Source organism: Streptomyces sp. NPDC047022 (genome assembly GCF_040644155.1).
Taxonomy (GTDB): Bacteria; Actinomycetota; Actinomycetes; order Streptomycetales; family Streptomycetaceae; genus Streptomyces.
The window spans coordinates 87,909-113,495 of sequence record NZ_JBEYVV010000015.1 but is presented as its reverse complement, the minus strand read 5'-3'; the positions used below and the strand labels follow the sequence as shown (position 1 = coordinate 113,495).

Below are 25,587 nucleotides of genomic sequence, written 5' to 3'. Positions count from 1 at the left end.
GGTCACGGATTCAGCGACGGAACGCGACGCCGCGCCGGCACACCCGGTGGACGGCCGCGCCGAGGGCGACCGCGATCAGTGCACCGCCCGCGACCGTCGTCGGAACGGACTGCCTGAACGCGCCGCCCTCGCCCGCCTCCGCGCCCTTCTGCACCCCGGCGGGCGGCTGCCCGTCCTGGTCCCGCCCGCCCCCCTGCTGCCGGCCCCCTTGGCCGCCCTGATTGTGGTCACCGCCGCCCTGCTGTTTCCCCGGCCGCTGGAACTGGCCGTTGTCCCGCCCGCCCTGCCCATGCGACGCCCCGTCACCCGGCGGCGCGCCCGACTGCTGGTACTGCCCACCGCCCGACTGCGAAAACCGGCCGTCGCCTCGCTGCGAGTACTGACCGCCGCCGGACTGCGAGTACTGCCCACCGCCCGACTGCGAATACTCCCCACCGCCCGACTGCGAAAACCGGCCGTCGCCTTGCTGCGAGTACTGATCGCCGCCGGACTGCGAGTACTGCCCACCGCCCTGGTACTGCCCACCGCCGGGCTGCCCTCCGGGCGTCTGGGCTCCACTCGGCATCTGGTCTTCCCCCGGTGACTGCTCCTGGCTCTGGCTTTGCCCTTGGCCCTGGCTTTGCCCCTGGCCCTGGCTTTGCCCCTGGCCCTGGCCCTGGCTTTGGCTCTGGCCCTGCCCCTGTCCCCTGCCGTCCCGGTTCACGGTGAACGAGGTGTCCCACCGCTGATCACGGCCGCCGGGAGCCGCCGGGCAGCGGCCGTCGACCCCCCATTCGGCGTCACGGCCTGCGAGGTCGGTGACGCTGTTGACGGCGCCCGCCGGGACCCGGGCCGTGCCGCTGTACACCACGGCGGTCGGGTCCCCCGTCCGGGAGCCGCTGTCGTCGACCCGGACCAGCCGGACCCGGCCCGCCTCGAGCCCCTCGGAGGCGGCATCGATGTAGTCGGGCACGGCGCCGCCCGTCGCGTCGCAGGCCACCGAGACGGTGACCGTGCCACCGGGCACGACGAAGCGTGGGCTGACGGCCGCGCTGGGATCGGCGTTCGCGGGGACGGCACCGACGCCCAGGGCGGTGCCGGCCAGAGCGGCGGCGGACAGGACACGGGCACTGCGGCGCATGCGGGGGGCTCCTTCGGCCGGCTTACGGTGGGGCACGACGGCCGTGCCCTCGAAAGCCCATGACAGCCCGTCCGGCCCGGCCTCGCGCGCGGCCGGACCCCATTCGCGCTACGAGCGCCCCCGCCCGAGTGACAAACGCAGGCCCTGCGTGCCGGACGCCGCGACGCCGCGAAGATCCAGAGGAACCCCTACGCCACGTCTCGCATCACTTGGTCCTTCAGCCTGTCACAGCACCGGCTGATCAGCCGGGACACATGCATCTGCGAGATACCGAGCCGCTCCGCGATGCTGCTCTGCGTCATGTCGTCGAAGAACCGCATGTAGAGAATGGCCCGTTCGCGCTCGGGCAGCGCCCTCAGCCGGGGTTTGACGGCCTCGCGGTCCACGACGGTGTCGAGCGCGGGGTCGGCCGAGCCCAGCGAGTCTCCGAGGGAGTACCCGTCCTCGCTGCCCGGCAGTTCCGCGTCCAGCGACAGCGCTGTGAAGCTCTCCAGCGCCTCGAGTCCGACCCTGACGTCGTCCTCGGTCATATCGGCGTACCGCGCGATCTCCGCGACGGTGGGCGCGCGCCCCGAGATCGTCTGAACCAGCTCACGGCGCGCGATCCTCACCCGGTTGCGCAGGTCCTGGACGCGGCGCGGCACATGGACGGTCCACATATGGTCACGGAAGTGGCGCTTGATCTCTCCGGTGACGGTCGGCACGGCATAACTCTCGAAGGCGTGACCGCGCTGCGGGTCGTACCGGTCGACGGCCTTCACCAGGCCGAGTGCCGCCACCTGGCGCAGATCCTCGAAGCTCTCACCGCGGCTGCGGAAACGCCCCGCGAGCCGTTCGGCCATGGGCAGCCACGCCTCGACGATCTCGTCACGGAGCAGGTCGCGCTCGGGTCCCTCGGGAAGGCCGGCGAGCCTGCGGAAGGACTCCGCGGTGTCGGGGGCGTCGTCGTGCGGGTGGTGTTTCACGCTCGCTCGGTTCTGCATGATGGGTCGCAACTCCCTTTAGGGGTGCCTTGGGTGGACGGTCACCGTGGGAGGGTGCGCGAGCGGACGGGCACACCCGTGGCGGTCTCCACCGTTCCCACGGACGTGCCTCCTGTCCGAAGCACTGGGCTGCGCCTGCCCCGGCGCCCCGGCGGCAAACACCGAGATGTGCGAAACGACCACGGAGCGTTCACGAAGGACCTCGGACCGGTTACGCCGCGGGCACGTCCCGGACGCGCTCGTGACCCTGCTGGAGCGGCTGCCGCGCTCGGCCGGCACACCAGCGCGCATGAACTCGCCGAGGCCGTCGTACGGCCGAAGGAGGACCTGTCACCGCAGAGAACGAAGAAGAAGGAGCGCACGGCGAGAAACAGCAACCGCCCGCGTCCACGCCGCCCGGCGCCGGGCGCGGGCGGGGAAGGAGGGGGCCGGGGTCAGCGGACGGGTTCCGTGCCTTCCCGGTCTCCGTGCCCTCCGTGTTCTCCGCCGGTGAGTTCCGTCAGGACCGTTCCCCGGTCACGTTCCCGGGCCCCGTCGCGTGTGCGGCTCGCCGCCACCCCCCGCCGCGGATGGCGCCGCAGATACTCGCCCTCCAGCTGGGCCATACGGTCGTTGTGCGTGCGCAGCGCGTCGCCCGAGCCGTACAGCAGGGTGTCGTGGCGCGTGCGGTGGATCGTCTCCAGCTCCTTCATGAGCTGTTGGTCGGTCAGCCGGCCGGGCTCGACTCCGGTCATGTGCGACCCCGTTCGTCGTGTTCCTCCGGTGCGGTCCGGGTACCCGCCCGGCAGCAACACGCCCGAGCGGCAACCGGGAGGGAGCCATGGATCTCGCCTTCTCCCTCCACTGTACGAACATCTCGGCCCCTGGGCCTCCGTACACATCGTGCCCCGGGCGGACCGCTACCGCACGCGCTCCACCCGGCGCTCGTCCCACACCGGCTCCGCCGACTCCCGCACGCGGCCGTCGCTGCCGAAGACCAGGTACCGGTCGAAGGACCGGGCGAACCATCGGTCGTGCGTGACCGCGAGGACCGTCCCCTCGAACGCCTCGAGCCCCTGCTGGAGCGCCTGGGCGGACTCCAGGTCCAGGTTGTCCGTCGGCTCGTCGAGCAGCAGCGCCGTGACACCCTGCAGCTCCAGCAGAAGGATCTGGAAGCGGGCCTGCTGCCCACCGGACAGCCGTTCGAAGTTCTGCTCGGCCTGTGCGGTCAGCTCGTAGCGTCGCAGCCGGGACATCGCCGCTCCCCGGTCCTGGGCATGCTCCCGCCACAGGATGTCGAGTAGCGTCCGGCCCTCGAGCTCGGGATGCGCGTGCGTCTGCGCGAAGTGCCCGGGCACTACACGCGCTCCGAGCCGCCACTGCCCCGTATGCGCCACGTCGCCGCCCGCGAGCAGCCGCAGGAAGTGGGACTTGCCGGAGCCGTTGGAGCCCAGGACGGCAACGCGCTCGCCGTAGAAGACCTCCAGGTCGAACGGTTTCATCAGGCCGGTCAGTTCGAGTCCGGCGCAGGTGACGGCCCTGACCCCGGTACGGCCGCCCTTGAGCCGCATCGTGATCTCCTGCTCGCGCGGCGGCTCGGGCGGCGGTCCGGCCTCCTCGAACTTCCTCAGCCGGGTCTGGGCGGCCTGGTAGCGGGAGGCCAGCTCATGGCTGACGGTCGCGGCCTGACGCAGGTTCAGCACCAGCTTCTTGAGCTGGGCGTGCTTCTCGTCCCAGCGCTTGCGCAGTTCCTCGAAGCGGGCGAAGCGCTCCCGCCGCGCCTCGTCGTACGTGGCGAAGCCGCCGCCGTGCACCCAGGCGTCCGCCCCCGCCGGGCCGGGCTCGAGGGACACGATCCGCTGTGCGGCACGCGCCAGCAGCTCCCGGTCGTGGGAGACGAACAGCACGGTCTTCCGGGTCTGCGCGAGCCGCTCCTCCAGCCAGCGCTTGCCGGGTACGTCGAGGTAGTTGTCGGGCTCGTCCAGGAGCAGCACCTCGTCGGTGCCGCGCAGCAGCGCTTCGAGGACGAGCCTCTTCTGCTCGCCCCCGGACAGTGTGCGGACCTCCCGCCACTGGGCCTTCTCGTACGGGACACCGAGCGCGGCCATGGTGCACATGTCCCACAGCGTCTCGGCCTCGTAGCCGCGGACCTCGGCCCAGTCGGCGAGGGCCTGCGCGTACCTGAGCTGGGCCGCCTCGTCGTCGACGGTCATGACGGCGTGCTCCGCGGCGTCCACGGCGCGCGCCGCCTCGCGCAGGCGCGGCTGGGAGACCGAGACGAGGAGCTCCCGAACGGTCGTCTCGTCCCGCACGGACCCCACGAACTGGCGCATCACACCGAGTCCGCCGCTCGTGGTGACGGACCCTCCGTGCGGCTTGAGCTCACCGGACAGCAGCCGCAGCAGCGTGGTCTTCCCGGCCCCGTTGGGCCCGACGAGGGCGACGATCGCGCCGTCGCCGACCCGGAAGGACGCATCGCCGAGCAGCGCCCTCCCGTCCGGGAGGTAGTACTCGAGGTGTGCGGCTTCCAGGTGTCCCATGCGGCGCATTGTCGGCGGACGCGCCGGGGCCGGGCAAGCGAATAGTCGCTCGACGACGCCCCCTTGTCGCCCGAGTGGCGATATTGCGCAATTTGGGTGACATTGGCGAAGACCCCCGTTTCTCGTCAGCTCCCGGAGGTCGGCACGCTGGAGGAGCTCCTCAGGCGACGGCACGACGCCTGACCGGGCCCGGCGCGCCGGCGCACAGCGGTGGCCGCCCCTGCTCGGCGGGGCGGCCACCGCGACGCCGCTTCCGGACGGCCACTGCGGGGGTCGGCGGTAGGGCAGTCGGCGGTCAGGGGTCACACGCTCCGGTGGCGGCCCGGCAGGGTTCGGTCTTCCCGGGGTATTCGCCTCCCATGACCCCAGATGTCGACCTCACCCTGCGCCCGGCGGGCCCCCATCCCCTCCGTGACCGTCTGCTTTCCTTCGACGGCCGCCTGTTCCAGGCCGTCGCGGCCCGGCACTGGCCGGGGGCCGACGAGTTGCTGCCGCGGCTCAGCCGTACAGCGAACCACGGTGTCCTGTGGTTCGCCACGGCCGCCGCCGTCGCCTCCGCGCGCACCCCGCGTGCCCGCCGGTCCGCGCTCCGCGGTGTCGCCTCCCTGGCGCTCGCCTCCGCCACCATCAACACCGTCGGCAAACGCACGGTCCGCCGCCCCCGCCCGGTGCTCGACCCGGTCCCCGCGGTCCGCCGGCTCAAGCGCCAGCCGATCACCACGTCGTTCCCCTCGGGGCATGCCGCGTCGGCCGCCGCCTTCGCCGCGGGGGTCGCGCTGGAGTCGCGCGGCTGGGGTGCGGCGGTCGCGCCGCTCGCCGCCGCCGTCGCAGTCTCCCGCGTTTACACCGGCGTCCACTATCCGAGCGACGTCGTGGCGGGCGCGGCCCTCGGCGTCGGCGCCGCGTACATCACGCACCGCCTGGTACCGACCCGGGATCCGGTGCCGCCGGCGGGACGCCCGCGCGAGGACGCGCCCGCGCTGCCCGACGGGACAGGGCTGGTGGTCGTCGTGAACAGGGCCGCGGCGACCTCGGAGCGGGTGCGTGCCCTGCGGGACGCCCTGCCGGGCGCCGAGACCGTCGAGTGCGAACCGGACGAGCTGGGCACGCAGCTGGAGAACGCGGCCGTACGCGCCCGGGTGCTGGGGGTGTGCGGCGGCGACGGCACGGTCAACGCTGCCGCGGGCGTCGCCATGCGCCATGGCCGGCCGCTCGCCGTCGTCCCGGGCGGCACCCTGAACCACTTCTCGCTCGACCTCGGGATCGAGGAGGTCCGCGATGTGGTCCGCGCCCTGGAACGGGGCGAGACGGCCACCGTCGATGTGGGCTTCTTCTCCTCCGGCGCGACTCGTGGCTGCTTCCTCAACACCTTCAGCCTCGGCGTGTACCCCGAACTGGTGCGCGAGCGGGAGCGCTGGTCGCACCGGATCGGCGGCTGGCCGGCCGGGGTCCTCGCCGCGCTGCGCGTCCTGCGCGCGGACCGCCATCCGCTGCGCGTGAACCTCGGCGGCGAGAGCCGCCCGCTGTGGCTGCTGTTCGCGGGCAACGGGACGTATCACCGGATGGGCCTGGCCCCCGCGCGCCGCCGCGACCTGGCGGACGGGCGGCTCGACGTACGGGTCGTGCACGGCGGGCGCCGCCCGGCCTCCCGTCTGCTGGCCGCCGCGTTCGCGGGCCCGCTGTCCCGCTCCCCCGCCCACGCGGCCGTCCGCGTACGGCGTCTGCGGCTGGACGGACTGGCCGCGGGGACGCCGCTCGCCTACGACGGCGAGGTCACCGAGGTTCAGGGCACGGTGACGCTCGAAAAGGTCCCGCGGGCACTGACGGTCTACCGCCCGCTGCCGTCCCGCTGAGCGCCACCGGGACGAGCACCAGATCCTCTGGTTCTCACATGGCAAGACGCCTGTCTCATGATTCGACATCAGGGTCTAACCTGTCATGTACCGCGCCGCGGCCTCGCCACGGGATACGCGTGACGGGAACACGACACAGGGAGGCAGGCGAACCATGCCGAGGGAGCCAAGGGAGACGGCCGTCTACACCCACGGCCACCATGAGTCCGTGCTGCGCTCACACACCTGGCGGACGGCCGCCAACTCGGCGGCCTACCTCCTCGGTTCACTCAAGCCGCACATGGCGGTCCTGGACATCGGCTGTGGTCCGGGCACCATCACCGCGGACCTGGCGGAGCTGGTCCCGCAGGGCCGCGTCACCGGCGTCGACCGCGCTCCGGGGATCCTGGAGCAGGCCCGCGCCACGGTCGCCGCGCGCGGCCTGACCAACGTGGACTTCACCGTCGGCGACGTGCACGCGCTGGAGTACCCGGACGACACGTTCTGCGTGGTCCACGCCCACCAGGTGCTCCAGCACGTGGGCGACCCGGTGCGGGCGCTGCGCGAGATGCACCGGGTCACCAGGCCGGGTGGTCTCATCGCCGTACGGGATGCGGACTACGCGGCGATGACCTGGCATCCGGCGTCCGAGGGCCTGGACAGCTGGCTGGACCTGTACCAGCGGGTCGCCCGGGCCAACGGCGGCGAGCCGGACGCCGGACGCCGTCTGAAGTCATGGGCGCTGAGCGCGGGCATCCAGGACGTGACCGCCACCTCCAGCACCTGGACCTTCGCCGACGACGAGGAGCGGGCGTGGTGGAGCGGGCTGTGGGCCGACCGCACCATCGCGTCGGCGTACGCGGACCGAGCCGTGGAGGGGGGCCATGCGACCCCCGGGCAACTGCGAGCCGTTTCTGACGCATGGCGGGAATGGGGAGAAGAACCGGACGGCTGGTTCTCGGTTCTGAACGGTGAAATTCTCTGCCGGAAGGATGTCTGAATCCCGCCGTGCGGGCAACACGATGAGCAGGAGGTTCACACATGGTTCCCATTCTGCTCGTTCTCCTGCTGGTGCTCGTGCTCTTCGGCGCCGGCTTCGCGATAAAGCTGTTGTGGTGGCTGGCCCTTGCGGTCCTAGTGCTGTGGCTGCTGGGGTTCCTGGTACGGGGTACGAATGCGACCGGCGGCAGGGGCCGATGGTATCGATGGTGACCGGCCGATAGGCCGGCGGCCCGGAAACCGCTCGCGGCCCGAGGTCCTGATCGAGGTCCTCGGGCCGCGGCGCGCGCAATGGCATGCGCCTATACGGCTGTACGGCGCTCATGCGGCCGTGCGCCGCTCCTTGCCGCGCCTTCTGCGGTTTTGGCGATTTCCGCGCTTTCCTCGTTTTTCGCGTTCACCGCGCTTCCCGTGGTTTCCGTGATTCCCTCCAGCCCGGTGAAGGAATAGACCGCCCACGGACCTGTGAGCTCGACACGTACTCCCTGAATTCCCACCTCGGCCCGGTCCACGCGCTCCACGCGTTCCACGAACTCCTCGGAACGAGAGCGTGGCACCAGATAGACCGCGTCGAGAACACCGCGACCGGGCATACCGGAAGGCACCATTTTCCGTGATGTGTGCAGCCGGGAATCCTCTGCCTGTCCCGAGAGTGCCTCATGCAGGCGGCACGCGAATTCCTCGGCCTTCTCCCGCGTCCGGCCCGACTCTGTCTCCGAGGCCCGGGCTGCCTCAAGACAAACCCTGACGCCCCATTCGACGCGCCCTTCGAGCCGCTCCAGGGCGCGCCGGAAGTCCTCCTCGTGTTCCTCGATCATCACGCGGACGGCGCTGTCGTCCGGGAACACCATGCCGGGCGGCAGCGGCAGCGGGGTGGTGACGCCGGTGAGCGCGTCGACGATGTTCTGGTGGGCGCGGGACATGACGGCGCTCCGCTCCGGATCCCGCGAACGCGCCCCGAGCCCTTCCTCGCCGAACTCCCCGGCCGGGACCAGGCTGACGACGGCGACGAGGCCGTGATGCTCCAGCTGCCGGGCCGGAGCCCCGGCCACCCCCGTCAGCTGCGCCTGCAAGGGCGCGCAGAGGGGGCGGCAGACCGCGTAGACGTAACGGAGCGGGGTCACGGTGGCTCCTTCCTGCCCTCCGGTCCCGGACGTCCTGCCGCGCTCGGTCACCGGACGACGGCCTGCTCCACCAGCAGCCGGGCCGCTGCGGCGATGGACTCGGCGTCGATGCCCGCGGCGTGCAGCTGCTCGGCGGGGGTCGCCGAGCCCGGCATCGTACGGACTGCGAGGCGCACCAGGCGCGGTACGGGGCGCCCGTCCACGAAGGCGTCGAGGATCGCGTCACCGAGGCCGCCCTCCTCCCGGTGGTCCTCGACCGTGAGCAGGCAGCCCGTGCGCTCGGCGGCCTCCAGCAGGGTGGCCTGGTCGACAGGCTTGACCGAGTAGAGGTCGACGACCCGGACCGGGATGTCCTGCTCCGCGAGGTGATCGGCGGCCTTCAGCGCCTCATGGACGGTGACTCCGGCGGCGACGATGGTGAGCCGGTCCTTCGACGAGGCACGCAACACCTTGCTGCCGCCGACCGGGAACTCCTCGGTGGGGCCGTAGATGACGGGGGTCTTTCCGCGCGAGGTGCGCAGATAGCGGATGCCCTCCAGCGGGGCCATGGCGGCGACGAGGCGCGCGGTCTGGTTGGCGTCGCACGGGTACAGCACCGTCGATCCGTACGCCGAGCGGAACATCGCGAGGTCCTCGAGACCCATCTGGGAGGGCCCGTCCTCGCCGATGGAGCACCCGGCGTGCGAGCCGACCAGATTGATCCCCGAACCGCTGATCGAGGCCATGCGGATGAAGTCGTGGGCCCGGGTCAGGAAGGCGGCGAAGGTCGAGGCGTACGGCACCCAGCCGCGCGTCGCCATGCCGACTGCGACCCCCACCATGAGCTGTTCGGCGATGTAGCACTCGAAGTAGCGCTCGGGGTGTTCCTTGGCGAAGTACTCGGCGCGTGTGGAGTCGCCGACCTCGCCGTCGATGGCGACGATGTCACCGCGGGCGGTGCCGAGCGCGGCGAGCGCCTGCCCGTAGGCGTCCCGGGTGGCGATGGTGTCGCCGATCTCGTAGCGGGGCAGGTCCAGGTGGCCGCTCTGCACGGCGTGCAGCGTCCTTGCGGCGGGCGGCTGCCGGACCTCGACGCGCAGGTCCCGTACGCCGCCGAGTTCCGCGACGGCCTCCTGCGCGTCGGGCAGCGGCTTGCCGTGCATGCCCTCCCGGTTCTCGACGGAGCTGACTCCCTTGCCCTTGAGGGTGCGGGCGAGGATCACGGTGGGGCGTCCGGTGGCCGACTCGGCCTCGGTGAAGGCCTGGTCGATGGCCTCGACGTCGTGTCCGTCTACTTCCACGGTGCGCCAGTCGAAGGCCTTGAAGCGGCGTGCGTAGGCGTCCAGGTCATGTCCGTGGCGGGTCGGTCCGCGCTGCCCCAGCCGGTTGACGTCGACCATCAGGATCAGGTTGTCGAGATGCTCATGGCCGGCGTGCTCGGCGGCCTCCCATACGGAGCCCTCGGCCAGTTCGCTGTCGCCGCACAGCACCCAGACGCGGTATCCGGTGTGGTCGAGCCGCTTGCCTGCCGTGGCGATGCCGACACCGACGGGCAGCCCCTGGCCGAGCGAGCCGGTGGCCGTCTCCACCCAGGGCAGCCGACGCGGCGTGGGGTGCCCTTCCAGACGGCTGCCCAGTTTGCGGAAGGTGAGCAGTTCGGTCTCGTTGATGGCTCCGGCGGCCTTGTAGGCGGCATAGAGGAGGGGCGAGGCGTGGCCCTTGGACAGGACGAACCGGTCATTGCCCGGGTGGCCCGGGCGGTCGAAGTCGTAGCGAAGGTGGTGGGCCAGCAGGACGGCCATCAGATCCGCGGCCGACATCGAGGAGGTGGGGTGCCCGGAGGCGGCCGCGTCCGCGGCGCGCACGCTGTCGACACGCAGCTGCTGGGCGAGTTCATGGAGCTGACGGGTCTTCATATTCCTTCCTCTTCCTTCCTCCGTAGCGTGTGGCGTCAGGGGAAGCACAGGGAGTAGCCGGGCCGTTCACGCCGTACGTTCGCGGCGCCGTGGACTTTCCGCGTCCCCCGGCTTCAGGCGCCCAAACGCCGGGACAGGTGCTCTTACACCGTACGGTTGATGACCCGGCCACGCAGGTGCCGGGCGCGGCTGTCGCCGCCGGCGCACCGAGCCCGCTCATCAGCGTGCCGTCGATGCTCCGCCCGGCACCACCGGACGTGGAGGGACGCCCACATACCCTTACCGGGCAGGGGTATGGCCGGGCAAGGGTATGGCCTTACCCGGTCGCGTACGTCTTGGGACCATCCAAGTGGCGTACCGATCCGCCCGAAACGATCTCCTGCCGTACCGGCCCCAATTAGGCTCGTGCCCATGGAGATTCTCGGAGCCTCGCTGCGTATCTGCGTCGACGACCTGGAGACCGCGGTCCCCTTCTACGAACGTCTCGCGGGCGGCAGAGCTCTCCGGTTCGAGCGCGGCGGTGTCCAGGTGGCCGCGGTCGGCTGCTTCCTGCTGATGAGCGGGCCCGAGTCCGAACTCGACGTACTGCGCAAGGTGGCGGCCACCATCGCCGTCCAGGACGTGGACGAGGCCCACCGGGTGCTCGCCGACCTCGGCGCACGGATCATCGCAGGCCCGGTTCCGACCCCGGCGGGCCGCAACCTGATCGCGGCGCACCCGGACGGGACGGTCTACGAGTACGTGGACCGCCGGCCCGCCGGCTGAGGCAGTGCACCGCCGCATCCGCGAACAGCACCTGCCGGTCCGGGTCGGTCGAGCGACACCGGCAGCCGATGGGCCCTGGTCCCCCGGTTCCTTCAGAGGCCGGAGACCATCTCGGCGGTGATGGCCCAGCGTTCGTGATCCCGCCATGCCCCGTCGATGTAGATCATCTTCGGTGAGTATCCCTCCAGGCGGAATCCGCCGCGCTGGGCCAGGGCGATGGAGGCGGTGTTGCCGGGCTGCGCGTTGATCTCCAGTCTGTGCAGCCCCATGGGCCCGAAGGCGTACCGCACCACGAGATCCAGGGCTTCCGACATCAGTCCGCGCCCGGCGGCGTGCGCGAAGACGCCGTATCCGAGGGCTCCGGACAGGAAGCCGCCCTTCACGATGTTGTTGACGTTGATGAACCCCGCGATGTCCCCGCTGTCCTTCTCGCACACCAGGAACCCCGTCCTCGAAGGGTCCCCGACGAGCCGGGCCGCGTACACCGCGTAGTCGTCGGCGGTCGTCGGCGGTGAGAGCCACGGGTGGTGCAGGTCCCGGCTCTCCCGGGCCCGGGAGGTGAACTCGGGCTCGTCCTCGTGGGTGAAGTGGCGTATGCCCACACGGGGGCCTTCGGCGAGATGATCACGGGTCACAGGCACCACGACACCCTATGTGCGCCGCTGTCACCCGCGTCGGCTCATGAAGATCGCACCGCACACCGCCCCGACCACCGCCGTCCCGAGCAGGGCCAGCCACAGCGGCATGGTCACCAGGGGGATCAGCAGCCGGATCCTGGTGTGCTGGGTGTTCTCGAAGATGAAGACCAGCACGAGCGCGGTCAGCACCAGGCCGACGATCCGGCGGGGTGTCAGCCCCTGCCGGTCCTGATACGCCCCCTTGCCCGTACTGGACTTGCGGGAGGTCTTCGGGCTCATGGAACCCAGCATGACAGCGCACACCGGCGCCGCCCGGCCGGTGCGGTCCGTACGGGTGACCGGGCCGGTAGCGCCCGGCAGCCGGGCCACGCGCCACTCCCGGCGGGGCGCGGCCCCCGCCAGGACCTCCCGTTTGGATCAGACCGGGCTCGCGGGGTCTGGCACCGCGCCCTGATGGGGCCTGATCCGGGCCTGATCCGAACAAAAGACCCTAGGCCAGCGCCGGTGCCTCCAGCCTCAGCGTCGCCGAGTCGGCGTCCAGCTCCGCTCCGACGCCGAGCGGGATCGTCAGCGCGCCCTCGCCGTGCCCGAAGCCGAACTCCTCCACGACGGGTATCCCGAGCCCGCCGAGCCGGTCGATGAAGACCTCGCGCAGCAGTTCGTACGGGCCGCACTCCTCCCACGAGCCGAGGACGATCCCGCCGGTCCCGTCGAGCCAGCCGGAGCGCAGCAGCTGGGTGAGGGTGCGGTCGATCCGGTACGCGTCCTCTCCGACGTCCTCGATCATCAGCAGTCCGCCCGCGGTGCCGCGCCGGGCGTACGGGGTGCCCAGTCCGGTCGCGAGCAGGCTCAGGCAGCCGCCCAGGGTGACACCGCGGGCGCGGCCGGGAACGAGTGGGGTGCCCGGGGAGGCGATGGCCATGACGGATTCCGGCTCGAAGAGCGTGGCGCGCAGGTGGTCCTGTGTCCGGGCGTTCTTGAGGAAGGTCTCCGCGGACACCATCGGGCCGTGCAGGGTGACCAGGCCGAGGCGGGCCGCGACCGCCTCGTGCAGCGCGGTGATGTCGCTGAACCCGACGAGCACCTTGGGTCCGGCGGCGCGCAGCGCGTCCCAGTCGAGCAGGTCCACGATGCGCTGTGCCCCGTATCCGCCGCGGGCGCACAGCACCGCGGACACATCCGGGTCGCACCATGCGGCCTGGAAGTCGGCGGCCCGGTCGGCGTCGGTGCCCGCGAAGTAGGGGAAGCGGGGATGCCGGTCGAGGACATGCGGGGCCATGACGGGGTCCAGTCCCCACGCGCGCAGGATGTCGAGCCCGGCGGCGAGCCGTTCCTCGAGCACGGGTCCACTGGGGGCGATGACGGCGACGCGGGCACCGGGGGCGAGTCTGCGCGGCCGTACGAGGTCCCTCATCTGCTGAGCTCCAGGGTGGGGACGGCGGGCGGGCGCAGCCCGAAGACCTGGGCGTACAGGGACAGTTCGGCTTCAAGAGCGCGCACCAGCGTTTCAGCGCGTCTGAAGCCGTGCCCCTCGCCCTCGAAGGCGAGGTAGGTGTGGGGGATCTTCCGCCCCGCGATCCGGGCCAGGAACCGCTCGCACTGGGCGGGCGGGCAGACGGCGTCGTCGAGTCCCTGAAGCAGCAGGAAGGGGGCGGTGATCCTGTCGGCCTGTTCGAGGGGTGACCGTTCGGTGTACCGCTCGGGCACCTCGGCGTAGGGGCCGACGAGGCTCTCGAGATACCGCGACTCGAAGTCGTGGGTTTCCTCCGGGCCCCAGTGGACCAGGTCCAGGACGGGGTAGCTGATCGTCCCGCAGGCGTACACGTCCGTCGTCGCCAGGGACGCAGCCGCGGTCCAGCCGCCCGCGCTGCCGCCGCGCACGGCGAGCCGCGCACGGTCCGCGGTGCCCTCCTCGGCCAGTGCGAGCGCGACGGCCGCGCAGTCCTCGACATCGACGACACCCCACTGCTCGCGCAGCCGGTCGCGGTACGCGCGGCCGTACCCGGTGGAGCCGCCGTAGTTGACCTCGGCGACACCGATGCCGCGCGTGGTGAAGTAGGCGATGGCCAGGTCGAGGACGAGCGGGGCGCGGCCGGTGGGTCCGCCGTGCGCCCAGACGACGTACGGCGGCAGTTCGCCGTCCGGGGCTTCGTGGCCGGGGTGGTGCGGCGGGTAGATGTGGGCGTGGATCTCGCGGCCGCCAGGTCCGGTGAAGGTGCGGATCCAGGGTTCGGGGTAGTAGGCGGGGTCCACCAGGTCTTCGTGGGCGGCGCCCACGACCCGTGCGCGGCCGGTGCGCGAGTCCAGTTCGAGGACTTCGACGGAGCTGCGGGGGCCGGCGCCGATGGCGGCGATCCGGCTGCCGTGCACGGCGAGCATGGCGTTGAACTCGGTCCAGGGTCCGGCCGTGTCGACCACCTCGCCGCTGTCCGGGTCGAGGATTCCGAGCACGCCGGCACCCTTGCCGTGCACGACGGCGATCAGCCCGTTGTCCAGGGGCGCGAACCACCGCAGCCCGATCTGCCACAGCGGCCCGCCGAACTCCTCCTCGCGGGGGCACAGCGGCACGCCGTCCCGGTAGAGGTTCCACCAGCCGGTGCGGTCGCTGACGTAGAGCAGGGAGCCGTCGGGTGCCCACTCCGCCTGCGCGATCGACTCCTGGAGGCCTCCGGCGACGGTGACCGGCTCCCGGAACGTGCCGTTGCCGGTCACCTCCGCGGCGATCAGCTCGGTGCCGTCCCAGGGCATGCGCGGATGGTCCCAGGCGATCCAGACCGCCCGCCGGCCGTCCGGTGAGAGGCGGGGCCCGGTGATGAACCGGTGGCGTGCGTCGGTGAGTTCACGCACGGCCTCCCGGTTCCCGGCCGCCGAGCCGTCCAGCGGTACCGCGGCGGCCACCCGCCGTACGTCGCTGGGCGCCGGGCCGGTGAACTCTTCCAGTACACACCAGACTTCACCGCGTTCGACCCGCAGCTGCGGGTCGGCCCAGCGCAGGCCGCCGCCGACCGGTGACACGGGCGTGAGCGGGCGCGGCCGCGCGCCCGGCTCGGCCGGCTCGTACGCGTAGAGCCTCTGGTCCTCGAAGTTCACGAACACCACCAGCGGACCCCCGGGGCGCATCCGGCCGGTCCAGGGGCGGCCGCCGTACTCCATGACCCGGCTGCGCACGTTCCAGGGCGACGGCAGCACCGGCGATGTCGAACCGTCCACAGCGCGTCGCACGAGCGCCCGGCGTCCGCCCTCGGTGGGGCGCGGCTCGGTCCACCACGTCTCGTCGCCCACGTGGTCGACCCATTCCGGGCGCCCGTCGTGGGCGGCGCACAGCGCCGCGTCGATGGGCGTGGGCCAGGCTCCGTACTCCAGGGTCCGCATGGTCTCCCCCTTGACCTTCGTCTCCGCATTACCGGCTGTCCGCACGTCCACGGCTGTCTCCGACATCCTCAGGCGGTGCGCAGAAATCGGTCGAGGACGTGGACGCCGAAGTGCAGCGCCTCGACCGGGACGCGTTCGTCGACACCGTGGAACAGGGCCCAGTAGTCGAAGCCCTCGGGCAGCTTCAGTGGTGCGAAGCCGTATCCGGTGATGCCCAGGCGCGAGAACTGCTTGGCGTCGGTGCCACCCGCCATGCAGTACGGCACCACATGCCCCTCGGGTGCGAACTCCTCCACGGCCGCACGCATCCCGGCGTACGTCGGCGAGTCGAGCGGTGCCTGGAGCGCGACCGACCGGTGCTCGAACTCCCAGTCCACGCCGGATCCGGTCAGTTCGTCCAGGGTTGCTCGGAACTCGTCCTCGCCGCCGGGCAGATAGCGCCCGTCGACGTAGGCCACGGCCTGTCCGGGAATCACATTGATCTTGTAACCGGCGCTCAGCATGGTCGGGTTGGCGCTGTTGCGGAGGGTCGACTCGACCAGCGCGGCGGCCGGCCCGAGCTTGTGCAAGAGACCGTCCACGTCGCCCAGGCTCGTGTCGAGGCCGTACAGCACGGCGAGTTCGGCGAGTGCCGCGCGCACCGTCGGGGTGAGCCTGAGGGGCCACTCGTACGCGCCGATACGGGCGATGGCCGCGGCGAGGCGGGTGATTGCGTTGTCGCGGTTGACCTTCGACCCGTGCCCCGCCCGGCCCCGGGCGGTGAGCTTCAGCCAGCCGGTTCCGCGCTCGCCCGCCGCGATCGGATAGATCTGGCGGCCCTCTCCGTCGTGGAACGTGAACGCACCGGACTCGCCGACGGCCTCCGTGCAGCCCTCGAACAGACCGGCGTGCCGGTCCGCGAGGAAGCCGGAGCCGTCCTCCGCGCTCGCCTCCTCGTCCGCGGTGAACGCGATGACGATGTCGCGCCGCGGACGCAGGCCCGAGCGTGCCCAGGAGTTGACGACGGCCAGGATCATCGCGTCCATGTTCTTCATGTCGACGGCGCCCCGGCCCCAGACCACGCCGTCACGCACCTCGCCGGAGAAGGGGTGCACGCTCCAGTCGTCCGCCTCGGCGGGCACCACGTCGAGATGGCCGTGGACGAGGAGGGCGTCGGCGGAGGGGTCGGTGCCCTCGATACGGGCGACGACGTTCGTCCGCCCCTCGGTGCGCTCCAGCAGGGTGGGTTCGAGCCCCGCCTCGGACAGCCGTGCGGCCGCGTATTCCGCGGCGGGGCGCTCCCGGCAGTCGCCTCCGCCGTGGTTCGCGGTGTCGATGCGGATGAGGTCCGAGGTGAACCGCACGACCTCGTCGAGTGCCCGCTGGTCAGCCATACTGCTCCTCCACTGCGGCGGAGACGATCGTCGTGACCGCCTTGAAGGTACGGATCCCCTCGTACATGGTGTCGCTCGTGTACACGACCTTCCGCTCCCCGATGCGGTCCACACCGGGTACGACGGTGGCGCTCGACGCCAGATGCTCCGCGTCGAACTCCAGCGCGATGGTGAACGGTCCGCCCGCGACGGGCTCGTGGCGTACCGCCAGGGATGCCGCCTCCTTGGCAGCGGCGCGGATGTCCGCGGCGGTCCTCGCGGGCGTGCGGCACACGGCCGCGTATCGCGAGACATGGTCCTTGACGGCGACCTTGAGCGCCTCGGGCGCGTACCCGAGCGCGTCCTCGCAGGCCACGTCGTCGCCGGTGACGAGGATGACGGGGACGCCGTACTCGGCGACGACTTGCGCGTTCAGCAGGCCCTCACTGGCGCGCCTGTCGTTCAGCCACACCCCTGTGATCGAGTTCGCGAGGTAGGTGTGCGCCAGCACCCCCTCCATGCCGGCGCCCGCGTGATAGCCGATGAACGCGACACCGTCCACGTCGCCGTGCTGCACGCCCTCCACCATGGACAGGGTCTTGTGGCGTCCGGTGAGCATCTGCGCCCGTTCGTCCAGTCGCTCCAGGAGCAGGTTGCGCATGCTCCAGTGGGCCTCGTTGATCAGCACGTCGTCGGCGCCACCTTCGTAGAAGCCGAGCACGGCGGCGTTCACATCCGAGGTGAACATCGACCGGCACCGCTCCCACTCGGGTGTCCCCGGCAGCACATCGGCCGGCCAGGTCACACCGGTGGCGCCCTCCATATCGGCGCTGATAAGGATCTTCATGCCTCGAAACCGTACGCGTTCGCGGCGATCCCTGCCCAGCCCTGTGGACAAGTGTCCCGGCAGGTCGGACAGGCTGTTCCCCGGGCTCCGGGTTCAGCGGTAGAGCGCGGGGCGCCGAACGAGTTCCACCTCGGTGCGCCGGCCCTCCGACTGGGCCCGTACGCCCGCCTCGCAGACCGCCGCGGCGGCATAGCCGTCCCAGACGTCCGGCCCGGTGACCTCGCCGCGCCGGGTGGCGTCCACCCAGGACTGCACCTGGCGGTCGTAGGCGTCCTCGAAGCGCTCCACGAAGTCCTGTGCGATGGTGCCGCCCCAGCGGGCCGCCGCGTTGGTGACCAGGGCGTGCCCGTCGCCGATCCGGGCGGTGCCCCGCTCGCAGACCGCCTCGGCCTGCACCTGGTAGCCGAACCCGCAGTTGACGAAGATCTCCACGTCGGCGAGCACACCGCCATCGGTCTCGAACACGGCGAACTGCGGGTCGGCAAGGTCCTCCGCCGCATGGTCCGACGGCCGCGGGCGCAGCACGTTCACTGCCGCGATCTCCTGGCCCAGCAGCCACCGTGTCACGTCCATCTCGTGCACCACTGAGTCGTTGATGAGCATCGCGTCGGTGAAGCCGGGCGGGCTCGCGACGTTGCGGTGGCGGTTGTGCAGCATCAAGGGGCGGCCGAGCTGGCCGCTGTCGAGCAGCGCCTTGAGCTTCATGTACTCGGTGTCGTAGCGCCGCATGAATCCGACCTGGACGCGTCGGTGGCCCAGCTTCTGCTCGGCCTCGAGGACGCGGAGCGCCGAGGCGGCGTCGGGGGTGAGGGGCTTTTCGCACAGCACCGGCAGATCCTGGTCCAAGGCCGCCAGGAGCGCCGCCTCGTGGGCGGGTCCTGGTGAGGCGATCAGCACGGCGTCGACATCGTCGGCGGCCATCGCTGCGGCGGGTTCGGTGTAGGCGGTGCAGCCGTCGATCCCCGCCGCGGCGCTCTTGGCGCGTTCCGGGTCGACGTCCACGACGGCGGTCACGCGCGCCCCGCTGGTCACTTCATGGATACGGCGCACATGATCCGCGCCCATCCGCCCGGTACCGATGACGGCGACCTGAAGCGCTCCACGCTGAGTCATCTGAGTCCTTTCGAGGCCGCGGCCGGTCAGGCGCCGCAGGAGCGGAGGAAGGCGCGGGTGCGCGCGGCGATCGGGAGCGGCTTGTCCGGCGGGCAGGGATACATGTCCTGCTCGACGATGGCGAACAGGTCCACGCCGAGGCGCTGGGCGGCGGCGAGGACCGGTTCGAGCGCGGGAACGCCGCCCGGAGGCTCGCACATCACGCCGCGCCGCACGGCGGGCCCGAAGGGGACCCCGTTCTCGACCACGCCCGCGAGGATCTCCGGGTCGACCTGTTTGAGGTGCAGATAGCCGATGCGCTCGCCGTACGTCTCGATGAGTTTGACGCTGTCGCCGCCGCAGTAGGCGTAGTGCCCGGTGTCCAGGCAGAGGTTGACGAGGTCGGAGTCGGTGGAGTCGAGGAAGCGCTCGACGTGCTGCTCGGTGTCGATGTGCGTGTCGGCGTGCGGGTGGACCACGATCTCGAGGCCGTAGGTCTCCTTGACCTCATGGCCGAGCCGCTCCATGCCCTTGGTGAGGTGCGCCCACTGCCCGGCGCCGAGTTCCGGGGGCTCGATGATCTCGGCGGTCTTGTCGTCCCGCCAGAAGGAGGGGATCACGACGAGGTGCCGGGCGCCCGTCGTCTGCGCGAGTGAGGCGACCTGGCTGACGTGCTCCCAGGTGGCCTCCCACACGGCCGGTCCCCGGTGCATCGAGGTGAAGACGGTGCCTGCCGACACGTTGAGGTTCCGCTTGCCGGTCTCGTCGGCCAGCCGCGCCGGGTCGGTCGGCAGATAGCCGTAGGGGCCCAGCTCGATCCACGAGTAGCCGGCTTCGGCGACCTCGTCCAGGAAGCGTTCCCAGGGCACCTGGTGCGGGTCGTCCGGGAACCAGACGCCCCAGGAGTCCGGGGCCGAGCCGACCCGGATGCGGTCCAGGGCAGTGGTCATGTCACACGTTCCCTTCGGGTGATGCCGTCGCGGGCGCCCGCAGGTCCCCCGCTTCCGGGAGCCCTTCGGTGTCGACACCGCGTACCTGCGCCAGCTCGTGCTTGAGTGCGGCCAGTTCGGCGCCGCCGGCCATGTGGTTGGTCAGCTCTTCGAGGCCGACCTGTGCGCGGCCCGCGCTCAGCTCCAGTGTGCCCAGGCGCAGCACGCTGAAGTGGTCACCGACCATGTAGGCGTGGTGGGGGTTGTGGGTGATGAAGATGACGCCGAGTCCGCGCTCGCGGGCGGCGGCGATGTACTTCAGGACGACACCGGACTGCTTGACGCCGAGCGCGGCGGTGGGCTCGTCCAGAATGAGGACCCGGGCGCCGAAGTGGACGGCACGGGCGATGGCGACGCACTGCCGCTGTCCGCCCGAGAGGGTTCCGATGGGCTGTTCGAGGTCGTCCAGGACGATGCCCATGGCACGCAGTTCGTCGTCGGCGGTCTTCTTCATACGGGGGATGTCCAGGCGGCGTACCGGCCAGGGGCCCTTGGTGAGTTCGGAGCCGAGGAAGAAGTTGCGCCACACCGGCATCAGGGGCACGGTGGCCAGGTCCTGGTAGACGGCGGCGATGCCGCGCCCCAGCGCCTCGCGCGGGGTGCCGAACCGCACCGGCTCACCGTCCACGAGGAACTCGCCCTCGGTGTGCTGGTGCAGACCGGAAATGATTTTGATCAGGGTGGACTTGCCGGCGCCGTTGTCGCCCAGGACGCAGGTGACCTTGCCGGGATGGACGGCGAGATCGACTCCGTGCAGGGCGCGGACCGTGCCGTAGGACTTGCCCGCTCCGCGCAGTTCTACGACGGGCGGCTGATCGGCGGTGGAGGACGGGACGTCGTTCGTGCCTGTGTCAGCGGTGGCCATGGGTGATCACCTCCGGGTCGCGGACTTCTGGACCCACAGATTGATGAGGGTGGCGCCGAGGAGCATCACTCCGAGGAACGCCTTGAACCAGTCGGGGTTCCAGCCGGCGTAGACGATGCCCTGGCTCACCATGCCGAACATGAAGGCGCCGAAGACGGGGCCGATCGCGGAACCGTAGCCGCCGGTGAGCAGACAGCCGCCGATCACCGCGGCGGCGATGTAGATCAGCTCCTGGCCGACGCCCTCCCCCGACTGCACGGTGTTGAAGGCGAACAACTGGTGCATGCCGACGAACCAGGCGCCGAAGCCCACCAGCATGAACAACGAGATCTTGGTGAACTTCACGGGCACGCCGACGGCGCGCGCGCTGTCCTTGTCGCCGCCGACCGCGAAGATCCAGTTGCCGTACTTCGTGCGCAGCAGCACCCAGGTGGCCAGGGCGGCGAAGAGCAGCCACCACAGGACGGTGACCTTGAACTGGACGCCGCCGACGGTGAACGACGACGAGAAGACGGCCTTGGCCTGGCCGAAGCCGTCCATGTCGCTGATGTCGTCGGTCGCCACATTGCTGGTGATCAGTTTGGTGACCGCGAGGTTGATGCCCTGGAGGCCGAGGAACGTGCCGAGGGTGACCAGGAAGCTGGGCAGTCCGGTGCGCACCATCATCCAGCCGTTGAACGCCCCGATGGCGAGCGAGACGACGAGCGCGACGATCACGCCCACCCAGACGTTCATGGTGAGCTGGAAGCTGACCATACTGGCGGTCAGCGCCGAGGTGACCACGGCGACACCGGCCGACAGGTCGAACTCTCCGCCGATCATCAGCAGGGCCACGGGCAGCGCCATGATGCCGATGGTGGACGACTGGTAGAGGACGGTGGCCATCGCGCCGCCGGTGCGGAACGTCGGAGCCACCGCGAAGAAGAACACGAACACCGCGGCGGCACCGAGGAAGACGCCGACCTCGGGCCGGGCAAGCAGCCGGAGCGCCAGGGAGCGCTGTGCGGTGCGCGCGTCGCGCCCCTTGGGGCCGGAGGCCGGCGGTGAGGTCACCGCCGGCTGGGCCTGCTGGGACATGGCCATCACCTGGTGCCCTTCGCGGCGAAGCCGGCGACCGCGTCGACGTTCGACTTGTCGACAAAAGCGGGGCCGGTCAGCACCGGCTGCTCACCGCCGCCGCTGGAGTTGCCGTTGTTCTTGTACAGCCACAGGGAGTCGACGGCGAGATAGCCCTGCAGATACGGCTGCTGGTCGACGGCGAACTGGATGTCGCCCTTCTTGATGGAGCCGGTGAGCTCCTTGTTGAGGTCGAAGGTGGCGACCTTGGCCTTGCTGCCCGCGTCGGACAGCGACTGCACCGCGGTCAGCGCGAACGGCGCGCCGAGCGTGACCACGTAGTCGATCGAGCTGTCCTGCTTGAGTTTGGCCGTGATGGTCGACTTCACCGACGGCATGTCTGTTCCGTTGACATAGAGGATCTGCGTCTTGCCGCTGAAGGTCTTCTTGACTCCGTCGCAGCGCTGGGTGAGCCCGATGTTGCCCTGCTCCTGGATCACGCAGACGGCGTTCTTGGCGCCGACGGCGTTCAGCTTCTTGCCGAGCGCCTCGCCCGCCACGCTCTCGTCCTGCCCGAAGAACTCCATCAGGCCGAGCCTCTTCCAGTCGCTCACACCGGAGTTGAGGCCGACGACGGGAATGCCCGCCGACTTCGCCTTGCCGACCACGTCCTTCATGGCGTCCGGTTTGGCGAGCGTGATCGCTATGCCGTCGACCTTCTGGTCCACCGCGTTCTGCACCAGGTTGGCCTGGTTGCCGGCGTTCGGGTCGGCGGAGTAGACGAGCTTTATGTTGTCTTTGGCCGCGGCGGCCTCGGCGCCCTTGCGCACGATGTCCCAGAAGGTGTCGCCGGGCGCCTGGTGCGTGACCAGCGCGACCGTCATACGGGGAGTGGTGGCCTTGCCGGCGGCGGCACCGGAGTTGTTCTCCTCGGCCTTCTTGCCGCCCGAGCTGCTGGAGCAGCCGGCGATCAGCAGCGCGGATACCGCGGCCACCACGATGAGCGGAGCGGTCCTGGGGGGACGGTATGAGAGGGGACGGCGGGCGAGGGAGCGGCGGGCTTGGGACGTGCGATCCATCTTTCCTGCACCTCACTGTGCGACCGGGCGACCGGGGGATGGGACGGGATACAAGTCCCTGCGGCACTCACCTGTCAATACTTTGTTAGGACATCATTTCAGGAATAGGTCCGAATGTAAGAACAAACTCTTGACAGTCGCGCGGCTCGCGGCTTAGACCTGTCAGGCATCCCCCCGCACGAGGAGCGACGCCCATGCCCGAGCCCGCCGGACGATTCGACCTGATCACCATGGGACGCATCGGGGTGGATCTCTACCCCCTGCAGACCGGTGTGCCGCTCGCGCAGGTGGAGACTTTCGGAAAGTTTCTCGGCGGCTCGCCCACCAACGTCGCCGTGGCCGCCGCGCGCCTCGGCCGCACCTCCGCGGTGATCACCCGGACCGGCAACGACCCGTTCGGCGCGTATCTGCGTCAGGCGCTGCGGGAGTTCGGTGTCGACGACCGCTTCGTCACGCCCGTGGACGGCCTTCCGACCCCGGTCACGTTCTGCGAGATCTTCCCCCCGGACGACTTCCCGCTCTACTTCTACCGCCACCCCAAGGCTCCCGACCTCGAGATCCACACCGACGAACTGGACCTCTCCGCCATCCGCTCGGCCCGGATCTTCTGGATCACCGGCACCGGTCTGAGCGAGGAGCCGAGCCGTTCCGCCACGCTCGCCGCCCTCACGGCACGCGACAGGGCCGGCACCACGGTCTTCGACCTCGACTGGCGGCCCATGTTCTGGCGCGGCGGCGGCTCCCGCAGCGCACCCGAGACCGCGCGGCCCTGCTACGCCGAGGCACTGCGCCACGCCACCGTCGCCGTGGGCAATCTCGACGAGTGCGAGATCGCCACCGGAGTGCGCGAACCGCGCGCCTGCGCCGAGGCATTGCTGGAGGCGGGCGTGGAACTCGCGGTGGTCAAGCAGGGGCCCAAGGGCGTACTGGCCGTGCATCGCGACGGTACGACGGCCGAGGTGCCGCCCGTGCCCGTCGAGGTCCTCAACGGACTCGGCGCCGGGGACGCCTTCGGCGGCTCGCTCTGCCACGGTCTGCTCGCCGGCTGGCCGCTGGAGAGGACCATGCGTCACGCGAACGCGGCCGGAGCTCTCGTCGCCTCCCGCCTCGCCTGCTCCACCGCGATGCCGACCGAGGCGGAGGTCGCCGGCCTCCTCGCACGCGACTGACCCCCGCGTCGGGGCCTGCGCCGCGGATTCCGCGGCCGGCCGCCGCCACCCCTGAACGGAGCCTGACGTGACCATCAGCATCCCCGACCTCGCCGCGGTGCGCGCCCGCCACCCGGAGGCCATCGCCGAGGCCGCCGCCGCCCGGGTCCGACGGCCGCTGATCGGAGAGAGCGGCCGACTCATGATCGTGGCCGCCGACCACCCGGCCCGCGGGGCCCTCGGGGTCGGCGACCGGCGACTCGCCATGGCCAACCGCGCCGATCTGCTGGAACGCCTCTGCGTGGCACTGTCCCGGCCCGGCGTCGACGGAGTACTGGCCACCGCCGACATCCTGGAGGACCTCCTGCTCCTCGGCGTCCTGGACGACAAGGTGGTGATGGGCTCGATGAACCGCGGCGGACTTGCGGGCGCCTCCTTCGAGATGGACGACCGCTTCACCGGCCATCGCGCCCAGGACATCGAACGGCTCCGCTTCGACGCCGGGAAGCTGCTGCTGCGCATCGACTTCGACGACCCCGGCTCGCTGCGGACCCTGGAGTCCACGGCCCGGACCGTGGACGACATGGCGGCGCGCGGACTGCCCCTGTTCATCGAGCCGTTCATATCGCGCCGCGTCGACGGCACGGTGCGCAACGACCTGAGCGCCGAAGCCGTCACCCGGTCCATCACCATCGCCTCCGGGCTCGGCGGCACCTCGGCCTACACCTGGCTCAAGCTGCCCGTCACCGACGACCCCGACGACATGGCCGCGGCGCTGGAGGCGTCCACACTGCCCGCCGTACTGCTCGGCGGAGAGGTCGGCAAGGACCAGGAGGGAGCGTACGAGAAATGGCGCAAGGCCCTGCGCCTGCCCACCGTCCAGGGCATGGTCGTCGGCCGGTCCCTGCTGTATCCCTCCGATGGCGGTGTGGAAACGGCGGTCGACACGGTGGTCGGCCTGCTGTGAACCCGTCCACGTCCGAGAACCTCCGGAGAAGGGCATCATGACCACTGCGCACCATCTGCCCGCGGGCAGGACCGCCGACGAGGCCCACACCGTGAACATCGGTCCCGGGTTCGCGGGCTGGGGCTACTCCGGGCTGCGCGTGCTGGAACTCGGGCCCGGCGCCCGGCACTCCTTCGCCACCGGCGACAGCGAGTGGATCGTGCTCCCGCTGTCGGGCTCCTGCACGGTGGCCGTGGACGACGACACGTTCCGGCTGCGCGGGCGCGAGAGCGTGTTCAGCGGAGTCAGCGACTTCGCGTACGTTCCGCGCGACGCCGAGGTCCGCCTCCAGTCCCGTGACGGGGGCCGCTTCGCTCTCGCCGGCGCCCGCTGCGAGCGCAGGCTCCCCGCCCGCTACGGGCCCGCCCCGGCCGTGCCCGTCGAATTGCGCGGCACCGGCTCCTGCTCACGGCAGGTCAACAACTTCGCCGCGGCGGACGTCTTCGAGTGCGACCGGCTCATCGCCGTCGAGGTGATCACGCCGGGCGGCAACTGGTCGTCGTTCCCGCCGCACAAGCACGACGAGCACCTTCCGGGCGTCGAGTCGCGGCTGGAGGAGATCTACTACTTCGAGTTCGCCGCCCACGAGGGCACGCCCGGCCTCGGCTACCAGCGAGTCTCCCCCTCCGGTCACGGCACCGGCACCGATGTCCTGGCCGAGGTGCGAGACGGCGACGTGGTCCTCATCCCGGACGGCTGGCACGGCCCGTCCATGGCGGTGCCCGGCCATCACATGTACTACCTCAACGTCATGGCGGGCCCCGACCCGGACCGGGCGTGGCTGATCCGGGACCACCCGGACCACGCCTGGATCCGCGGCACCTGGCCCGACCAGCCGGTGGACGCCCGCCTCCCCCTGTACACCGCCCCTGCCCCGTGACCGTCCGCCCCATCCCACACACGAGG

Annotated in this window: 24 protein-coding genes; 7 read left to right on the top strand and 17 right to left on the bottom strand. The window is 71.1% G+C overall.

Annotated features, from left to right (window positions below; translation table 11 throughout):
* Window positions 1-10 precede the first annotated feature (10 nt).
* From ABZ845_RS18110 to ABZ845_RS18095, 4 genes are all read right to left on the bottom strand, one after another.
* The gene (locus ABZ845_RS18110; protein ID WP_360980210.1) at window positions 11-1,120 is read right to left on the bottom strand and encodes a hypothetical protein; all 1,110 of its coding nucleotides are present in this window, start codon (window positions 1,118-1,120) and stop codon (window positions 11-13) included.
* Between the two features lie 188 nt (window positions 1,121-1,308).
* Complete coding sequence (locus tag ABZ845_RS18105; RefSeq protein WP_360980207.1) at window positions 1,309-2,103, bottom strand: RNA polymerase sigma factor SigF; 795 nt, start codon at window positions 2,101-2,103, stop codon at window positions 1,309-1,311.
* Window positions 2,104-2,537: 434 nt separating this feature from the next.
* A complete protein-coding gene (locus ABZ845_RS18100; RefSeq protein ID WP_360980204.1) occupies window positions 2,538-2,837 on the bottom strand; it encodes a DUF6158 family protein in 300 nt (99 codons plus the stop codon).
* Between the two features lie 165 nt (window positions 2,838-3,002).
* On the bottom strand, window positions 3,003-4,622 hold the full coding sequence (locus ABZ845_RS18095) for an ATP-binding cassette domain-containing protein (RefSeq protein WP_360980201.1): 1,620 nt from the start codon (window positions 4,620-4,622) through the stop codon (window positions 3,003-3,005).
* A gap of 359 nt (window positions 4,623-4,981) precedes the next feature.
* Here ABZ845_RS18095 and ABZ845_RS18090 point away from each other — a divergent pair, with 359 nt between their 5' ends.
* The 3 genes from ABZ845_RS18090 to ABZ845_RS18080 all read left to right on the top strand — a co-directional run bounded on the left by ABZ845_RS18090 (window position 4,982) and on the right by ABZ845_RS18080 (window position 7,666).
* Complete coding sequence (locus ABZ845_RS18090) at window positions 4,982-6,475, top strand: phosphatase PAP2 family protein (protein ID WP_360980198.1); 1,494 nt, start codon at window positions 4,982-4,984, stop codon at window positions 6,473-6,475.
* 154 nt (window positions 6,476-6,629) lie between these two features.
* Window positions 6,630-7,454 carry a methyltransferase domain-containing protein gene (locus ABZ845_RS18085; RefSeq protein WP_360980195.1) on the top strand — a complete coding sequence of 275 codons (825 nt, stop codon included), beginning with the start codon at window positions 6,630-6,632 and terminating at the stop codon, window positions 7,452-7,454.
* A gap of 41 nt (window positions 7,455-7,495) precedes the next feature.
* Window positions 7,496-7,666, top strand: a complete 171-nt coding sequence (locus ABZ845_RS18080) for a hydrophobic protein (protein WP_360980192.1) — start codon at window positions 7,496-7,498, stop codon at window positions 7,664-7,666.
* Between the two features lie 89 nt (window positions 7,667-7,755).
* On the opposite strand, the gene ABZ845_RS18075 is transcribed toward ABZ845_RS18080, so the two are convergent.
* Both ABZ845_RS18075 and ABZ845_RS18070 read right to left on the bottom strand, forming a co-directional pair.
* Window positions 7,756-8,577 (bottom strand): GvpL/GvpF family gas vesicle protein, encoded by an 822-nt coding sequence (locus tag ABZ845_RS18075; protein ID WP_360980189.1) that lies wholly within the window; start codon window positions 8,575-8,577, stop codon window positions 7,756-7,758.
* Between the two features lie 47 nt (window positions 8,578-8,624).
* Window positions 8,625-10,472, bottom strand: a complete 1,848-nt coding sequence (locus ABZ845_RS18070) for a transketolase (protein WP_360980186.1) — start codon at window positions 10,470-10,472, stop codon at window positions 8,625-8,627.
* 411 nt (window positions 10,473-10,883) lie between these two features.
* Between ABZ845_RS18070 and ABZ845_RS18065 the strand changes: the two genes are divergently transcribed.
* The gene (locus ABZ845_RS18065) at window positions 10,884-11,237 is read left to right on the top strand and encodes a VOC family protein (RefSeq protein ID WP_360980183.1); all 354 of its coding nucleotides are present in this window, start codon (window positions 10,884-10,886) and stop codon (window positions 11,235-11,237) included.
* A 92-nt stretch (window positions 11,238-11,329) separates the two neighbouring features.
* Here the strand turns inward: ABZ845_RS18065 and ABZ845_RS18060 are convergent, their stop codons facing one another.
* The 11 genes from ABZ845_RS18060 to ABZ845_RS18010 form a co-directional block, all read right to left on the bottom strand.
* Window positions 11,330-11,878 (bottom strand): GNAT family protein, encoded by a 549-nt coding sequence (locus ABZ845_RS18060; protein ID WP_360980180.1) that lies wholly within the window; start codon window positions 11,876-11,878, stop codon window positions 11,330-11,332.
* Window positions 11,879-11,902: 24 nt separating this feature from the next.
* Window positions 11,903-12,154 (bottom strand): LapA family protein, encoded by a 252-nt coding sequence (locus ABZ845_RS18055; RefSeq protein ID WP_360980177.1) that lies wholly within the window; start codon window positions 12,152-12,154, stop codon window positions 11,903-11,905.
* Window positions 12,155-12,365: 211 nt separating this feature from the next.
* Window positions 12,366-13,289, bottom strand: a complete 924-nt coding sequence (locus tag ABZ845_RS18050) for an LD-carboxypeptidase (RefSeq protein ID WP_360980174.1) — start codon at window positions 13,287-13,289, stop codon at window positions 12,366-12,368.
* Window positions 13,286-15,247, bottom strand: a complete 1,962-nt coding sequence (locus tag ABZ845_RS18045; protein ID WP_360980318.1) for a prolyl oligopeptidase family serine peptidase — start codon at window positions 15,245-15,247, stop codon at window positions 13,286-13,288. Before ABZ845_RS18045 ends, ABZ845_RS18050 begins: the two co-directional genes overlap by 4 nt.
* A gap of 68 nt (window positions 15,248-15,315) precedes the next feature.
* Entirely contained in the window at window positions 15,316-16,620 is a 1,305-nt protein-coding gene (locus ABZ845_RS18040) for a M20/M25/M40 family metallo-hydrolase (RefSeq protein WP_360980171.1), read from the bottom strand.
* Entirely contained in the window at window positions 16,613-17,446 is an 834-nt protein-coding gene (locus ABZ845_RS18035; RefSeq protein WP_360980168.1) for a M55 family metallopeptidase, read from the bottom strand. Before ABZ845_RS18035 ends, ABZ845_RS18040 begins: the two co-directional genes overlap by 8 nt.
* A 93-nt stretch (window positions 17,447-17,539) precedes the next feature.
* Window positions 17,540-18,559, bottom strand: coding sequence for a Gfo/Idh/MocA family oxidoreductase (locus tag ABZ845_RS18030; protein WP_360980165.1), 1,020 nt, complete (start codon window positions 18,557-18,559; stop codon window positions 17,540-17,542).
* A 26-nt stretch (window positions 18,560-18,585) separates the two neighbouring features.
* Complete coding sequence (locus ABZ845_RS18025) at window positions 18,586-19,488, bottom strand: sugar phosphate isomerase/epimerase (RefSeq protein ID WP_360980162.1); 903 nt, start codon at window positions 19,486-19,488, stop codon at window positions 18,586-18,588.
* A gap of 1 nt (window position 19,489) precedes the next feature.
* Complete coding sequence (locus ABZ845_RS18020) at window positions 19,490-20,392, bottom strand: ATP-binding cassette domain-containing protein (protein ID WP_360980159.1); 903 nt, start codon at window positions 20,390-20,392, stop codon at window positions 19,490-19,492.
* A 6-nt stretch (window positions 20,393-20,398) separates the two neighbouring features.
* Window positions 20,399-21,475, bottom strand: a complete 1,077-nt coding sequence (locus ABZ845_RS18015) for an ABC transporter permease (protein ID WP_360980156.1) — start codon at window positions 21,473-21,475, stop codon at window positions 20,399-20,401.
* The gene (locus ABZ845_RS18010) at window positions 21,475-22,449 is read right to left on the bottom strand and encodes a sugar ABC transporter substrate-binding protein (protein ID WP_360980315.1); all 975 of its coding nucleotides are present in this window, start codon (window positions 22,447-22,449) and stop codon (window positions 21,475-21,477) included. Before ABZ845_RS18010 ends, ABZ845_RS18015 begins: the two co-directional genes overlap by 1 nt.
* A 272-nt stretch (window positions 22,450-22,721) precedes the next feature.
* Between ABZ845_RS18010 and iolC the strand changes: the two genes are divergently transcribed.
* The 3 genes from iolC to iolB all read left to right on the top strand — a co-directional run bounded on the left by iolC (window position 22,722) and on the right by iolB (window position 25,561).
* The gene (gene iolC / locus ABZ845_RS18005) at window positions 22,722-23,696 is read left to right on the top strand and encodes a 5-dehydro-2-deoxygluconokinase (protein ID WP_360980153.1); all 975 of its coding nucleotides are present in this window, start codon (window positions 22,722-22,724) and stop codon (window positions 23,694-23,696) included.
* A 67-nt stretch (window positions 23,697-23,763) separates the two neighbouring features.
* Complete coding sequence (locus ABZ845_RS18000) at window positions 23,764-24,642, top strand: deoxyribose-phosphate aldolase (RefSeq protein WP_360980150.1); 879 nt, start codon at window positions 23,764-23,766, stop codon at window positions 24,640-24,642.
* 37 nt (window positions 24,643-24,679) lie between these two features.
* Window positions 24,680-25,561 (top strand): 5-deoxy-glucuronate isomerase, encoded by an 882-nt coding sequence (gene iolB, locus ABZ845_RS17995; protein ID WP_360980147.1) that lies wholly within the window; start codon window positions 24,680-24,682, stop codon window positions 25,559-25,561.
* Window positions 25,562-25,587: the final 26 nt, after the last annotated feature.